This window comes from Proteiniclasticum aestuarii (assembly GCF_017368455.1).
Lineage (GTDB): Bacteria > Bacillota > Clostridia > Clostridiales > Clostridiaceae > Proteiniclasticum > Proteiniclasticum aestuarii.
This window is the reverse complement of the sequence record NZ_JAFNJU010000013.1, coordinates 34400-49978: the sequence shown is the minus strand read 5'-3', so window position 1 is coordinate 49978 and position 15579 is coordinate 34400. Positions and strand designations below refer to the sequence as shown.

Below are 15579 nucleotides of genomic sequence, written 5' to 3'. Positions count from 1 at the left end.
ATCCTACGCTGAGATTTACAAGCTTTGTAAGAATATCCGTATCTTTTAGTCTCAGCTTTCGAAATTTCGTTAACGTACTCGGATTGATGACTGGATCCTCTGGGGCTAGCCCCAGGAAGAACTTGAAGGACATATCATACATGGAACGTTCTACGACATCGACATCTGATAACGTATAGGTTTCCTTCAGAATCAGATACCTGATCAAACGCATAGGAGGGATTGCATTTCTTCCATTATCCAAACAGTACTTATCAATAAGCTCATCTTCGATCATCGAAAAATCGATTTCCTCGTTGATTCTTCTCAACATATGGTCTTTAGGGATGATTAAATCATAGAGCGTGGTGTACTGACTTCTTAAGACTTCGAACTGATTTTTGATCATAAAGCACCTCACAAGGGTATACTTTTCCATATGCTAATTATACTATATATTTATAATATATTCAATAGATATGTGATAAATAATAAGAATGAAAAAAGACCTGAGATGATTTCTCAGATCTGATTTATTAGACTTTTTCAGTGGCCTCTTTTCTTTGCATGTCTTTTTTGTTTACAAATATGAATCTTAAGTCTAGAATGTAGATGAGAATTATTATCATAGTGTCCTAAGGGACCATAGGAGGAAATATGCAGAAAATAGCTATAATAGGTGCAACAGGAATGATCGGATCGAGAGTGCTCATGGAACTCATTGAAAGAAGTTACGTGATCACAGCCATCTCGAGACATCCTTTCGAACTTCCAGGAAGCCCTCAGATCATTGCCTGTGACGGAGATGTCATGAACGAAAAGGTGGTATCAGGTCATGTGCTGGCCCTGGAGAATGACGTATTGATCAGCGCCATCAGCCCGGATCCCAATGATCTGGAAAGCTTTCTTACAGCAACGGAGAATCTCATAAAGATTGCCGAAAAATCGGCAGTGAAGAAGCTCATAACGGTGGGGGGGGCAGGAAGTCTTCTGCTTCCAGATGGAAGAAAGCTCATGGACAGAGAGGATTTCCCGGAATCTGTAAAAGCAATCTCGAAGATTCATGAGAGAGCTCTTGACATCTACAGAAGTCTTCAGGGAAAGAAATTCAACTGGATCAACATCAGCCCAGCTGAGATCATTGAACCCGACGAGAAGAGAGGACACTACAGATTCGGTACAGAAGACAAACTGCTTCAAGACGAAGCAGGAATGTCCTATATCACTGCAGAAGATTTTGCTTCCGCTGTGGTGGATCTCATCAGTGACGAGTCCATTGAAAACCAGAGAGTGACCGTCGCGTATTAAACTTAAAATTAGCTTTGATGTCACCTGTAAATACTGTATAATCGTATATGTATAGAGAAAATATGATAGTAGAATAAAAATGACTTAATAATAACGGGGACAAGGGGGGACAGGAGAATTGAATAAGAAAGCGATGACAGTGATGTCAGTGTTTCTGTTTTTCTCCATTGTACTGAATGTTTATCTGATCTCAGAAGTGAGACAGATGAACAAAGGTATAACCAGAAATTCAAACAGACTGCAGTATCTGGAAGACAATATCGATAGCGCTGTGGAAGAGGCCGTGAAAAGCGGAGGCTTTGCAGAGTCTATTCTGGAGGATGTGAACTGGACGGTATCAGAACTCATGGACAATGACGAGAAGACGGCTATGCTGCATATTGATTTTAAACTGAAGTCCATGGACTCCACATCAAAAGTATATGCGGCTGTTGAAGCTGGCGGTGAGGAAGCGATTCTTGTGGAAGCGCATCTTCTCAATGACACGACCTATACCGTGGACCGGGAAATCAATGTGCTGGAACCCGTAAGGATCGATCTTCTGGTGGAGAAGTACGGAGAAAAGAGACTGGAAAATCTGGTGGATGAAGAGGAAATCTATAGAAAATACATTGCAGACACAGCGTTCAATCTTCTGGACTTCACATCAGCCTATAATGAGGATACCGCACAGCTGAGAGCTTCCTATGATGCGGAGGTGATATTCTCCACCAGCAAGAGCATCGATCTCATACAATCAGACATGGTGGTGGAAAAGAACGGCATCGTTTTGGAGAGAATCCCGATGAAGACTTCCGATGAGAAGTACCCTGACCAGCTGGTCTATGAAAGTCATGTTCACGACCTGAAAATCGAAGCGAATGAGCTGGATACCATTCAGTTTTCAGTGATCATGAAAGATAAGCAGGGGTTCACATACAGGTATGAGTTCGGAGCCTTCAGATACATCAACGGAGATCCGGTTGTCACAACGATCGCACTACCTGAGCTAACTTTGAAATAAAGAGCTGAAAAGAGAAGATAAGCTTATCAGAATACGCTTGTCTTCTCTTTGTGATGTTAAATTACAACTGTTGAGGTGAAATAATGAAAGTGATTATTAAAGATGAAAAAATAATGATACGGCATCTGAGAGATTGCAGGAATGATTATTCTTTATTGATGATGTGGCTTTCTGATCTGGATGTATGTGAATATTATGAAAGAAGAACAAAACCATTCAGTTATGAAATGGTGCTGGAAAAGTTTCAGGAAAGAGCGAGAGGATTAGATCCAGTTGCTGTCGGCATAATAGAATACGAGAAATATCCAATAGGATTCGTTCAGTTTTATGAAACTGAAACAGACGAATACCATGAATGTGATGTTATAGATCGAAGTAAATTCATCCGGTCCTATGGAATGGATATTGTTATTGGGGATAAGAATTACTGGAATCGGGGCATTGGTTCACATACGATAGTACTGCTGTCTGAATATCTTTTTTCAGAAAAGAAGGCGGAACTTCTGCTTATTGCTCCACAAACATGGAATAAAAGAGCGATTCGCTGCTATGAGAAATGCGGTTTCAGGAAACTGAAGATAATTAAAGATATGGAATTGCACGATGACGAGTATAGAGATGGGGTATTGATGGCTAAAACAATATAGCGGTTCATGTGGATGTCCGAATAATTACAGTAATAGCTGAAAGAGCAGAAGCGATCAACGGATCATCCGTTTGATGCTTCTGCTCTATCTTTTTTTCTAAGGAATCAGTATTCTCTGTTGAGATACCACCAGTGATTTGCACCTGAATCAATGAAGGAGGAAAGATCCTCTGGTCCGTTGGAACCTACTTCGTAGGCCTTCAGCATGGATTTCCTGCTTTCATTGACTTTCTCCAGAATGGAGTCCACATATTTCCAGGTGAGCTGGAGTTCATCCCAGCGTGTGAAAAGGGTGGAGTCTCCGTTGAGGGCGTCCAGCAGCAGCTTTTCATAGGAGTCCGGTGAATTGAAGAGGTACAGGCAGCTCTGGCAGTAGTCCATTTCCACCATGGCGATTTTATCCACCACCCCAGGTTCTTTGATGTTCAGATGGAGCGTGATGCCTTCATCAGGCTGAATCTTGATTTCAAGAATGTTGGGTTCGGATACTTTACCGTAGTTGTATCGGTTGCTCTGCTTAAACTCGATGGTGATCTGCGCGGTCTTGTTCTTAAGACCCTTTCCTGTAAGGAGATAGAAGGGGACCCCTTCCCAGCGTTCGTTCTCGATATATACTTTAGTAGCCACCAGAGTTTCAGTACCGGAATCCGGATCCACCTTCTCTTCGTCCTGGTATCCCCTGTACTGCCCGAGAATCAGCTTCTCATCAAGATGTTCACCTGTGAAAGGCTTCAGGGAGCTGAATACTTTCACCTTCTCGTTTCTTACATCATCTGTGTCGAGGCTTACTGGAGGTTCCATGGCTGTGATTGCCAGAAGCTGAAGAAGATGGTTCTGTACCATGTCTCTGAGTGCTCCTGTGCCATCGTAGTATCCCCCACGGGTGCCTACGCCTTCCTTTTCAAGAACGGTGATCTGAACGTTGCTGATATGATCCTTATTCCAGATGGAACCGAATATGGCATTCTGGAACCGCAGCATATTGATGTTCTGGATCATTTCCTTGGCCACATAATGATCGATACGATAGATGTCTTTCTCATCGAATACACTGGATATGGAATCATTGAGTCTGATTGCACTTTCCAGGTCCTGACCGAAAGGCTTTTCAATGACCAGTCTCTGCCAGAGAGAATCTTTTTCCCGTATTCCACTTGCTTTGAGATTCAGGACGATCTCACTGAAGTAGCTGGGAGATACGGCGAGATAGAACATATAGCTGTCTCTCACGCCTTCTTTATCTCGGGATTCCAGTTCCCTGCGAAGATCCTCATAGTCACTCTGATCCTCAAAGTTCAGCCTGTAATAGGTGATCATTTTGCTGAAGGATTCAAAGCTTTCTTCTTCAAAATTTCTAGAGGAGAATCGTTTGATGGATGACAACAGGTCTTCCCGATATTCCTCTGTGGTTTTATCTCTTCTTCCGATGGAGATGGCTGTGAAATCCTCTGGAAGAAAGCCGTTGATATGCAGCTGATAAAGTGCCGGGATAAGCTTTCTGTGAGTCAGGTCTCCTGTTCCACCGAAGATGACCATGGTAGTTTTTGATTTATTCGTACTGCTGTCTATGTCTGTATTCATTTCGCTGACCTCCAAATATCACTGAAAAACAGTCTCTAAGACTGTGATTTTTATTGTCTTTTCAATGATTCATTATATCATAGCAGAGAAAAAGAGATGTTAATAATATTTGAAGTCAGGATAGAGGCGGTGGGACAATTTTCAGCAGGAAAATTGGATACACTTCATATTTTCTTTTCCATTACATTGCAGTTCAAGATATTAACAACTAAGGAGTATAGTTAATAATCTGTTTACACGATATGCCTCTTTTTTTCAATAAATCTATTTTAAAATGGAAGCACATGGAGTATAATATACATGTGGGACAAATTTGAATACGGTGGGACAAAAATGGCCAAGGGGTGAAATCTAGTGAATAGCTTTTTAAAGATACAGCAGAAAATTATTCCTGAGGCAACCGCTCTTCTTGAAAGAAGGTACAACATTTTGAGAACCATCTTCAATCATCAGCCCATCGGCAGAAGGACTTTATCCCAGAAACTCGAACTGGGTGAGCGGATCGTCAGAGGAGATCTGGATTTCTTTAAATCCATGGATTTCATCGATGTTTCCATTCCGGGTGTGACGCTCACGGATAAGGGAATTGAAATGCTGAGCAATCTCAGAGAACTGGTTTCTCAGATCAAAGGTCTGGATGACATGGAAAGCATCCTGAAGAGGGAACTGGGGTACAAGAAAATCATTGTAGTCCCGGGGGACTCGGACAAGGATCCCAATGTCAAGAAAGAGCTTGGCAATGTTGCGGCGCTGTATCTGTCCAGTGTCATCAGGCACAAGGACATCATCGCTCTGACAGGCGGAAGCACCATCAAGGAAATGGTCAACAGTTTTCCGAAGATGGATTTTCGAGACAATCTCATCGTTCCTGCGAGAGGCAGTCTTGGACGGATCATAGACATTCAGTCCAATAATGTGGTAGCAGCGCTGGCGGAAAAGGTAGGTGCGAATTACAAGCTCCTGAATGTTCCGGACAATCTGAGCAACGAATCCCTGGAGGTTCTGCTGAAGGAGAAGGAAATCAGAGAGGTTGTAGATTACATACGTAATACCCAGATACTTGTACTTGGTATCGGACGTGCGGACAAAATGGCTGCAAGACGTGGATTATCAGAAGAGGAAATCACAAAGCTTCTGGAAGAAGGTGCTGTGGGCGAAGCCTTCGGAACTTATTTCGGGAAATCAGGCAAAAGCATCAGAAGGATCAATTCTGTAGGGATTTGTCTGGATGATTTCAAAGATGTGCAGCATATGATTGCTGTAACAGGCGGTTCTTCAAAGGCGGAAGCGATTGAAGCTGTAAGACTGCATAACAGAAACGCTGTACTCATCACAGATGAGGGAGCAGCAAGGAAAATCGTATCGATATTAAAATCTCAATATAATGAGTTTTAAATAAATAAACAGATTTTAGGAGGAGATTCAACAATGGCAGAAGTTTTAGTTGGAGTAAATGGTTTTGGTAGAATAGGTAGACTTGCATTCAGAGCAGCTCTGGAAAACCCAGACGTAAGAGTGGTAGGTATCAATGACCCTTTCATCGATCTTGACTACATGGTATACATGATCAAGTATGATTCCGTACATGGCGGATACAAGGGAACAGTGGAAATTGACGAAGCAAACCACAGCCTCATCGTAAACGGAGAAAAGATCAAGGTCTTCGGAGAAATGCAGGCAGGAGACATCGACTGGAAGAGCGTAGGCGCTGAGTATATTCTTGAATGTACCGGTATCAACACCACAAAGGAAAAGGCAGAAGCGCATCTTAAGGGTGGCGCAAAGAAGATTATCATTTCCGCACCATCAGCTGATGCACCAATGTTCGTAATGGGTGTAAATGAAGACAAGTACACAAGCGATATGACCGTTATCTCAAACGCTTCCTGTACAACAAACTGTCTGGCACCACTGGCTAAGGTCATCAATGACAACTTCGGAATCGTAGAAGGACTGATGACAACTGTTCACTCCACAACAGCTACACAGAAGACTGTTGACGGACCTTCCAAGAAGGACTGGAGAGGTGGAAGAGCTGCATCTGCAAACATCATTCCATCATCCACAGGTGCTGCAAAGGCAGTTGGCAAGGTTATTCCAGAACTGAACGGAAAACTTACAGGTATGGCTTTCAGAGTGCCAACCATCAACGTATCTGTTGTAGACCTGACAGTAAGACTGGAAAAGGCTGCAACCTATGAAGAAATCAAAGCTGCAGTCAAGAAGGCTTCAGAAAATGAGCTGAAGGGAATTCTTGGATACACAGAAGACGCTGTTGTTTCAACAGACTTCATCCATGATGCAAGAACATCCATCTTTGACGCAGAAGCTGGAATCTCACTGAATGACAACTTCGTGAAGCTGGTTTCCTGGTATGACAATGAATGGGGTTATTCCAACAAGCTGGTTGACCTTGTAGCATATGCTGCCAAGGTAGATGCTAAGTAGTAACATCTAATACTATAAAGGTCTGGTCTAATAGTCTTGGCTATATGGCCAGGCCTTTTCAGGATATGAAAGCAATGAGGTGAAATTAATGAGCTATAACAAAAAGACCATAGAAGACATCAAGGTTTCCGGCAAGAAAGTGCTCGTAAGATGTGATTTCAACGTTCCACTGCAGGAGGGGAAGATCACCGATGAGAACAGACTGCTGGGGGCGCTTCCAACCATCAAGTATCTCATGGAAAATGGTGCGAGAGTGATTCTCTGTTCCCACCTGGGAAAACCGAAGGGACCAGATGCGAAGTTTTCACTGGAACCTGTAGCAAAAAGACTGTCTGAACTCCTGAACAAGGAAGTAGCTTTTGCTGCAGATGACACCGTAGTCGGTGAGCATGCAAAGAAATCCGTATCGGAAATGAAAGATGGAGATGTGGTTCTGCTTCAGAACACAAGATTCAGAGCAGAAGAAACCAAAAACGGTGAAGCGTTCTCCAGAGATCTGGCAGGACTGTGTGACGTGTATGTCAACGATGCATTCGGAACAGCACATAGAGCACACTCCTCCACTGAAGGTGTCACAAAATTTGTGGACACAGCTGTGGCAGGATACCTGATCAACAAGGAACTCAAGTTCCTCGGAGAAGCGGTGAACAAGCCTGAAAGACCATTCGTTGCCATTCTCGGCGGTGCCAAAGTATCAGACAAGATCAATGTCATCAATGCACTGCTTGATAAAGTGGATACTTTAATCATCGGTGGTGGTATGAGCTACACTTTCCTGAAATCTCAGGGCTTCACAGTAGGGACATCCCTGCTGGAGGAAGATAAGATTGACTACGCCAAGGAAATGATTGAAAAGGCGAAAGAGAAGAACGTGGAGCTGCTCCTGCCAGTAGACAATGTTGTAGCAGACAAGTTCAGTGCAGATGCAGAGCCTGTGACCACAGAGGATGAAAACATCCAGGACGGTTGCATGGGACTGGACATCGGACCAAAGACCGCGAAGCTTTATGCGGATGCCATTAAGGATGCGAAGACTGTCATCTGGAATGGACCTATGGGGGTATTCGAATTTGATAACTTCGCAAAAGGAACCATTAAGGTGGCTGAGGCCATGGCTGAATCCGATGCGACGACGGTCATCGGTGGAGGAGACTCCGCTGCTGCTGTGAATATTCTCGGATTCGGGGATAAAATGACTCATATTTCAACCGGTGGAGGCGCTTCACTGGAATTCCTTGAGGGAAAGGTACTTCCTGGAATCGCTGCTTTAAATGACAAATAAGGAGGATTTTACTATGCGTAAACCAATCATCGCGGGTAACTGGAAAATGCACTACACTGTGAAGGAAGCCGTGAAAGTGGCCAATGAACTGAAGGGACTCGTAAAAGACGCAGAAGCCGATGTGGTTATCTGTGCTCCATACATACAGCTTCCCGCTTTAGTGGAAGAGCTGAAGGGAACCAACGTGAAAGTCGGCGCCCAGAACATGCATTTTGAAGAAAAGGGTGCGTTCACAGGAGAAATCGCTCCTTCCATGCTTACAGATCTTGGTGTGGAATATGTGATCATCGGTCATTCCGAGAGAAGACAGTACTTCAATGAAACGGATGAAACAGTGAACATGAAGCTGAAGGCCGCTTATCGTCATGGTCTGAAACCGATACTCTGCGTTGGAGAGTCTCTGGAGCAGAGAGAAGCAGACACAACGAAGGATGTCATCACAAACCAGATCAATAAGGCATTCCTGGATGTGGAAGCTGATCATGCACAGGATACTGTCATCGCCTACGAACCCATCTGGGCCATCGGTACCGGTAAGACAGCGACCAGTGAGCAGGCGAACGAAACCATCGGACAGATCAGAGACATGATCAGTACGCTCTATGGTGCCGGTGTGGCTTCCAAAGTACGTATTCAGTACGGCGGTTCCGTAAAACCGAACACCATCAAGGAACAGATGGCGATGTCTGATATTGACGGTGCGCTGGTTGGCGGAGCAAGTCTTCTTGCAGAGGACTTCTCAAAAATCGTCAAGTTCTAGCATCAGAACAGAAGATGCTTCCTGATGACTAAGGAAACTTAGCAGGAAATTGAAGACAAACTGGAGGAATATTCATGAAAAAACCTGTAATGCTGATGATCCTGGATGGATTCGGCTTAACAGACAACGAACTTGGTAATGCCGTCAAGGCTGCCAGAAAACCGAATTATGACTACTACTGGGAAAACTATCCTCATACAACCATTGAGGCTTCAGGACTTGCTGTAGGGCTTCCTGAAGGACAGATGGGAAACTCCGAAGTAGGGCATATGAATATCGGTGCTGGAAGAGTCATCTTCCAGGAACTTACAAAAATCACCCATGAAATAGAGACAGGCAATTTCTTCTCCAACGAGAACCTGAATCTTGCGGTGGATAATGCTTTAAAAAACGGGGGAGACCTGCATCTTCTTGGGCTGCTGTCCAATGGAGGCGTACATTCCCACATCGATCACATTAAAGCACTGGTCAAACTTGCAAAGGACAAAGGTCTGGATCGCATCTACGTTCATGGATTCATGGACGGCAGAGACGTATCACCTACATCAGGTATCGAGTTTGTCAGAGAACTGGAAGCATATTTCTCCGAGGTAGGTGCAGGGAAGATTGCATCGGTCAGCGGAAGATACTATGCCATGGACAGAGACAATCGATGGGAGAGAATTGAAAAGGCCTACGATGTTCTGGTCCACGGAAAAGGAGAATACAAGGAATCTGCAGTGGCATGCATGGAGGAAACCTATAAGAACGGGATCACGGACGAGTTCGTCCTGCCTACTGTCATAGGAAAAGAAGGTTCACCAACAGCAACCATCAAAAACGGAGACTCTGTAATCTTCTACAACTTCAGACCAGACAGAGGAAGAGAAATGACTAGAGCGCTGAATGACAAGGTCTTCAAAGGCTTTGACAGAGAGCCCCTTGACCTCACCTACGTGACACTGACCCAGTATGACAATACACTGGAAGATGTGCATGTAGCCTATGGTCCTACTGATTTCAGCAATACCCTCGGTCAGTACGTTTCCGATAAGGGCATCAAGCAGCTGAGAATTGCAGAAACGGAAAAATATGCCCACGTGACCTTCTTCTTCAATGGTGGAGTCGAAGTGCCAAACCCTGGTGAAGATCGTATTCTTGTGGCTTCTCCCAAAGTTGCCACCTATGATCTGAAACCGGAAATGAGCGCAGAAGGTATCACTGAGAAAGTCGTGGAAGCCATGGATCAGGAAGACTACGGTCTGGTGATTCTGAACTATGCGAATCCTGATATGGTGGGTCATACTGGAATCATGAAAGCCGTCGTGGAAGCCCTTGAAGACATCGACATGTATATGAAGAGAGTCATCGACAAGGTCCTGGAAAAAGACGGAACGGTCTTCATCACTGCGGATCACGGGAACGCAGAGCAGCTCATCAATTATGAAACTGGTGGTCCCATGACTGCACATACCACAAATCCGGTACCGCTGATCTATGTGACGAACAACCCTGAAAAGAAGCTCATAGAGGGTGGAAGACTTGCGGATCTGGCACCAACCATGCTGGAAGAAATGGGTCTTGAAATCCCTAAGGAAATGACCGGACACTCCCTGCTTAAGTAATCCCAAAATAAAATATATAGATATTCCAAGGAGGAATTCATTCATGAAAAATTACGTAGAAATCATTGACGTTGTCGCAAGACAGATTCTGGACTCCAGAGCTTTCCCAACCGTTGAGGTGGAAGTATACCTTGAAGACGGTACCGTGGGCAGAGCAGCTGTACCATCAGGTGCTTCAACAGGTATGTTCGAAGCCGTTGAACTGAGAGATGGAGACAAGGATGTCTTCGGCGGAAAGGGTGTTCTGAAGGCTGTAGAGCACGTGAACAATGAAATCGCTGCAGAAATCATAGGACTGAACGTATTCGACCAGATTCTCATCGACAAACTGATGATCGAGCTGGATGGAACAAAGAACAAGGGGAACCTTGGTGCCAACGCCATCTTAGGTGTATCTCTGGCAGTGGCCAAGGCAGCAGCTGGTTCAGCTGGACTTCCACTCTACCAGTATATCGGTGGCGTGAATGCGAAGACACTTCCAGCACCTATGATGAACATCATCAATGGTGGATCCCATGCAGACAACAATGTAGACCTTCAGGAATTCATGGTTATGGCACTGGGTGCTGAAACATTCTCACAGGCCATTCAGATGTGTTCCGAAACCTATCATGTTCTGAAGGGTATCCTGAAGAGCAAGGGACTGGCTACAGGTGTAGGCGATGAAGGTGGCTTTGCTCCAAACCTGAATTCCAACGAAGAAGCGATCCAGATCATCATCGAAGCCATCGAGAAGGCCGGCTTCACACCTGGTAAGGATATGTTTATCGCTCTTGACCCAGCTTCATCCGAATTCTTCGAAGACGGAATGTACAACCTGGCAGGAGAAGGCAGAAAGCTGACACCAGCAGAGATGGTGGACTACTATGCAGAACTGGTTGAAAAGTACCCAATCATTTCCATCGAAGATGGTATGGCTGAGGAAGACTGGGATGGCTGGAAGCTTATGACTGAAAAGCTTGGTGGTAAGATTCAGCTGGTTGGTGACGATCTGTTCGTTACAAACGTGGAAAGACTGAAGAGAGGTATTGATCTTGGTGTGGCAAACTCCATCCTGATCAAGCTGAACCAGATCGGTTCCCTTACAGAAACCCTGGATGCCATCGAAATGGCGAACAGAGCAGGATACACTGCGGTTATTTCACACAGATCCGGTGAAACAGAGGATGCAACCATTGCAGATCTGGCTGTAGCACTGAATGCTGGTCAGATCAAGACCGGAGCACCTGCAAGAAGTGAAAGAGTTGCCAAGTACAACCAGCTTCTCAGAATCGAAGAAGAGCTGGATGAAGTGGCTCAGTACAGAGGATTAAGCGGATTCTTCAACCTGAAGAAATAGCCGATCCGGATACTCATTTAGACAGAATAGACAAGATGGACACCTTCCTTCATGGAGGTGTCTTCTTCTTGAAAAGTATTTGGCCCCATGGCATTTATATGTTATGATGAGGAAGAATAAATTGGCCTGAATGGGTATACTTATTGTGGTGGCAGGATAAGTATGATAAAATAAGTTGTTAGATAATCAGGAGGGATAGTATGGAAACTGTTTTAATCGTAGTTGAATTTATACTTGCAATCATCATGATCGCATTGGTTCTGATGCAGCAGAGTAAATCCGATGGTCTGAAGGGACTGACCGGTGGAAGCTCACAGGAATCTTTCTTTGCAAAGAATCGTGGAAGAACCGGAGAAGCATTCCTAAAAAAACTGACTGTCATTGTAGCAGTTCTGTTTGCAATCAATACCATCGCAATGAATCTGATTTAAATTTTGCTGCCTAGTGATAGGCAGCATTTTGCTTTTTTACAGATGAATTCAGGGGGGAGAGGAGAATGAAAAAATCACTGTTCATAATCGCCGTGGCATTTCTTATGCTGACGGTATCCTGTGGCGAAAAGGAAGAGACGGTTCATCTGGTGGATGACAGATATCAGGAAGAGAACGTTTCGGTACTATTTGACGAAGGAGAACTGAAAGGCAGCCTCATGTGGCCCATGGAAGAAGGAAAGGGGAATCTTGTGGTCATCGTACCAGGCTCAGGGCCAACGGACCGCAACGGAAACAATCCCCAGGCAGGAGAAAACAACAATCTTCTGATGATCGCGGAAGCGCTTTCTGAAGCGGGGTACTACAGTCTCCGTTACGACAAAAGAGGAATCGGGGAGAGCAGGGATCTCATAAAGAAGGAAAGCGATATGGATTTTCATGACGCCATCAATGATGTGCTTTCCTGGGTCAGCAAGTTCAAGGGGGATAGCCGATTTGAGAAAATCATTCTTCTCGGACACAGTGAGGGTGCGCTCATTGCAGCAGAAGCCTGCTCCATCTCCACGGACTGCGATGCACTGATTGCGGTTTCGGGTACGGCTCAGAAAGCCCATGAGCTGCTTCTTGCGCAGCTGAAAGCCCAGTCTCAGGAAGCCTATGAGATGAGCGTACCCATAGTGGGAGAACTTGTGAAAGGGAACATGGTTCCGGAAGTTCCGGTGAGCCTTTTCAATCTCTTCAGGCCTAGCGTACAGCCTTACCTCATTTCCTGGTTCTCCTATGACCCGGTGAAGATCTTTTCAGGAATCAAGGATCCGGTTCTGATTCTTCATGGGGACAGAGACATCCAGATTCCATATGAGGAGGCCCGGATTCTCCATGAGGCAGCAACAGGGTCAAAGCTTGAAATCATTGAAGGCATGAATCATGTGCTGAAGGATGCACCGGAAGATCTGGAAGGAAACATTGCCACCTACAGCGATCCGGATCTGCCTTTAAGTGAAGAATTCATGAAGAAAGTCATTGAATTCATCGCTGGTTTATAATACCATTTAAACATGAAAGAATATTCATACAATTAAAAGGTTTTGTGAAACGCAGGGGGGTTTTTATGGAAACAGTTTTTTTTGTTACGGGATTCATCGGGGTAATTGCTGTCGGTATCGCATTTCTTCTTGCAAAGAAAATAGCAGGCTATGACAGCGGAAATGAACGCATGCGTGAGATTTCTGAGTATATTCATAAGGGAGCCCTGGCTTTCCTTAAGAGCGAGTACAAGTATCTTAGTGTGTTCATCTCCGCTGTCTTTTTCATTCTCATTTTCGCCATCAGCCTTAAAACAGCCATGGCCTTTGTTCTGGGGGCGGTTTTCTCTATTCTTGCCGGTTTTTTCGGCATGACCGTAGCCACAAAAGCCAATGTGAGAACAGCGGAAGCGGCCAGACATTCCCAGAGCAGAGCGCTGAAAATCGCTTTTTCAGGCGGTGCGGTCATGGGCCTCAGCGTCGTGGGTCTTGGGGTCATCGGTATCGGATTTCTTCTGAGCATATTTTCAGACGATACGTCCAGTCTCACAGGCTTCGCATTAGGTGCTTCTTCCATTGCGCTCTTTGCCCGTGTGGGCGGAGGAATCTTCACCAAAGCTGCGGATGTGGGCGCGGATCTGGTGGGCAAGGTGGAAGCGCATATTCCGGAAGATGATCCCAGAAACCCAGCAGTCATTGCGGATAACGTGGGCGATAATGTGGGAGATGTGGCTGGTATGGGTGCGGATCTCTTTGAATCCTATGTAGGGTCCATCATCTCTTCCGTCACCTTAGGATACATTGTTCTGGATAAGTTCGGAGCGGTTTTTCCGCTGCTGCTCACGTCCATAGGAATCATAGCCTCCATAGCGGGGATCTACATCGCTGCCAACGGCAGAGGGAATAATCCTCAGAAATCTCTCAATATGGGTACTTATACAGCCGGTATCATTGTAATCATCGGTACACTTGTTCTAAGTTATCTTGTGCTGGACTCCATCAGCGCTTTCTTTGCCGTAACTGTAGGGCTTCTGGTGGGGATTCTCATCGGTAGAATCACAGAGGTATACACTTCAGCGGATTTCAGAAGCGTCAAGAACATTGCGCTGGAATCCGTCAGCGGTTCAGCCACCAACATCATTTCTGGACTGGGTGTGGGCATGTTCTCCACCATGATTCCCACACTGCTTATTGTGACGGGGGTTCTGGTGTCCTATTTTGTCATGGGTGGAGTTGATGATCCCACCATGGGTCTTTACGGGATTTCCCTGGCTGCGGTGGGCATGCTTTCCACCACCGGTATCACAGTGGCTGTGGATGCCTATGGTCCCATAGCGGATAATGCAGGTGGGATCGCGCAGATGGCAGACCTGCCACCGGAAGTCCGAGAAATCACGGACAGGCTGGATTCTGTGGGGAATACCACAGCTGCCATCGGCAAGGGATTTGCCATCGGTTCAGCGGCCCTGACGGCGCTTTCGCTCTTCGCCTCCTATGCAGAGAGTGTGGAGCTGACCAGCATCAATCTGCTCAATCCCCTTAGCCTTGTCGGGCTTCTCATAGGGGGAATGCTGCCCTTCCTCTTTGCTGCCCTGACCATGAATTCCGTAGGAAAAGCGGCCAACGAGATGGTCACGGAGGTCAGACGACAGTTCAGAGAAATCGAAGGCATCATGGAAGGCACGGGAAAACCCGATTATGACAGGTGCGTAGCCATCTCCACCAAGGCTGCCCTACGGGAGATGATTCTTCCTGGGGTCCTGGCCGTTGTGATTCCCGTGGTGGTGGGACTTCTTTTCGGGCCTGAAACCCTGGGTGGACTCATCGCTGGCGCAGTGGTCACCGGTGTGCTTTTGGCCATCATGATGTCCAATGCAGGCGGTGCCTGGGACAATGCCAAGAAATACATTGAGTCCGGTGAGCATGGAGGAAAAGGCAGTGATGCCCATACAGCGGGCGTTGTAGGGGATACGGTTGGAGATCCCTTCAAGGATACCTCAGGTCCTTCCATGAACATTCTCATCAAGCTCATGTCCATCGTATCTCTGGTTTTTGCACCGGTGATTCTGGAATATGGCGGTATCATCATTAAACTGTTCAATTAAGGAAACAGACAGGGAGCCCTTATTTCTTGGGCTCCCTGTTGCGGCACATAGGAAAATTATAAAAAAAT

At 45.6% G+C, this 15579-nt stretch carries 14 protein-coding genes; 12 read left to right on the top strand and 2 right to left on the bottom strand.

What is annotated here, in order from left to right:
* The coding region (locus J3A84_RS14245) for a transposase (RefSeq protein WP_207600717.1) at positions 1–388 on the bottom strand (388 nt) is incomplete at its 3' end.
* A 248-nt stretch (positions 389–636) separates the two neighbouring features.
* On the opposite strand from J3A84_RS14245, the gene J3A84_RS14240 reads away from it, so the two are divergent.
* From J3A84_RS14240 to J3A84_RS14230, 3 genes are all read left to right on the top strand, one after another.
* On the top strand, positions 637–1287 hold the full coding sequence (locus tag J3A84_RS14240) for an NAD(P)-dependent oxidoreductase (RefSeq protein ID WP_207600716.1): 651 nt from the start codon (positions 637–639) through the stop codon (positions 1285–1287).
* Positions 1288–1405: 118 nt separating this feature from the next.
* Entirely contained in the window at positions 1406–2290 is an 885-nt protein-coding gene (locus tag J3A84_RS14235; protein ID WP_207600715.1) for a DOMON domain-containing protein, read from the top strand.
* An 83-nt stretch (positions 2291–2373) separates the two neighbouring features.
* The gene (locus tag J3A84_RS14230) at positions 2374–2937 is read left to right on the top strand and encodes a GNAT family N-acetyltransferase (RefSeq protein ID WP_207600714.1); all 564 of its coding nucleotides are present in this window, start codon (positions 2374–2376) and stop codon (positions 2935–2937) included.
* A 104-nt stretch (positions 2938–3041) separates the two neighbouring features.
* Here the strand turns inward: J3A84_RS14230 and zwf are convergent, their stop codons facing one another.
* Positions 3042–4517 (bottom strand): glucose-6-phosphate dehydrogenase, encoded by a 1476-nt coding sequence (gene zwf, locus J3A84_RS14225; RefSeq protein ID WP_207600713.1) that lies wholly within the window; start codon positions 4515–4517, stop codon positions 3042–3044.
* A gap of 354 nt (positions 4518–4871) precedes the next feature.
* On the opposite strand from zwf, the gene J3A84_RS14220 reads away from it, so the two are divergent.
* The 9 genes from J3A84_RS14220 (at position 4872) to J3A84_RS14180 (ending at position 15511) form a co-directional block, all read left to right on the top strand.
* Positions 4872–5912: a sugar-binding domain-containing protein gene (locus J3A84_RS14220; RefSeq protein WP_207600712.1), complete on the top strand. Its 1041-nt coding sequence runs from the start codon at positions 4872–4874 to the stop codon at positions 5910–5912.
* A 33-nt stretch (positions 5913–5945) separates the two neighbouring features.
* A complete protein-coding gene (gap, locus tag J3A84_RS14215) occupies positions 5946–6965 on the top strand; it encodes a type I glyceraldehyde-3-phosphate dehydrogenase (RefSeq protein WP_207600711.1) in 1020 nt (339 codons plus the stop codon).
* A gap of 88 nt (positions 6966–7053) precedes the next feature.
* Positions 7054–8247 carry a phosphoglycerate kinase gene (locus tag J3A84_RS14210; RefSeq protein WP_207600710.1) on the top strand — a complete coding sequence of 398 codons (1194 nt, stop codon included), beginning with the start codon at positions 7054–7056 and terminating at the stop codon, positions 8245–8247.
* 13 nt (positions 8248–8260) lie between these two features.
* On the top strand, positions 8261–9007 hold the full coding sequence (gene tpiA, locus J3A84_RS14205) for a triose-phosphate isomerase (RefSeq protein WP_207600709.1): 747 nt from the start codon (positions 8261–8263) through the stop codon (positions 9005–9007).
* 74 nt (positions 9008–9081) lie between these two features.
* Positions 9082–10611, top strand: coding sequence for a 2,3-bisphosphoglycerate-independent phosphoglycerate mutase (gpmI, locus tag J3A84_RS14200; protein WP_207600708.1), 1530 nt, complete (start codon positions 9082–9084; stop codon positions 10609–10611).
* Positions 10612–10654: 43 nt separating this feature from the next.
* Positions 10655–11950, top strand: coding sequence for a phosphopyruvate hydratase (eno, locus tag J3A84_RS14195; protein WP_207600707.1), 1296 nt, complete (start codon positions 10655–10657; stop codon positions 11948–11950).
* 200 nt (positions 11951–12150) lie between these two features.
* Complete coding sequence (gene secG, locus J3A84_RS14190) at positions 12151–12381, top strand: preprotein translocase subunit SecG (protein WP_207600706.1); 231 nt, start codon at positions 12151–12153, stop codon at positions 12379–12381.
* A 65-nt stretch (positions 12382–12446) separates the two neighbouring features.
* Positions 12447–13427, top strand: coding sequence for an alpha/beta hydrolase (locus J3A84_RS14185; RefSeq protein ID WP_207600705.1), 981 nt, complete (start codon positions 12447–12449; stop codon positions 13425–13427).
* Between the two features lie 65 nt (positions 13428–13492).
* Positions 13493–15511 carry a sodium-translocating pyrophosphatase gene (locus tag J3A84_RS14180; RefSeq protein WP_207600704.1) on the top strand — a complete coding sequence of 673 codons (2019 nt, stop codon included), beginning with the start codon at positions 13493–13495 and terminating at the stop codon, positions 15509–15511.
* Positions 15512–15579 lie beyond the last annotated feature (68 nt).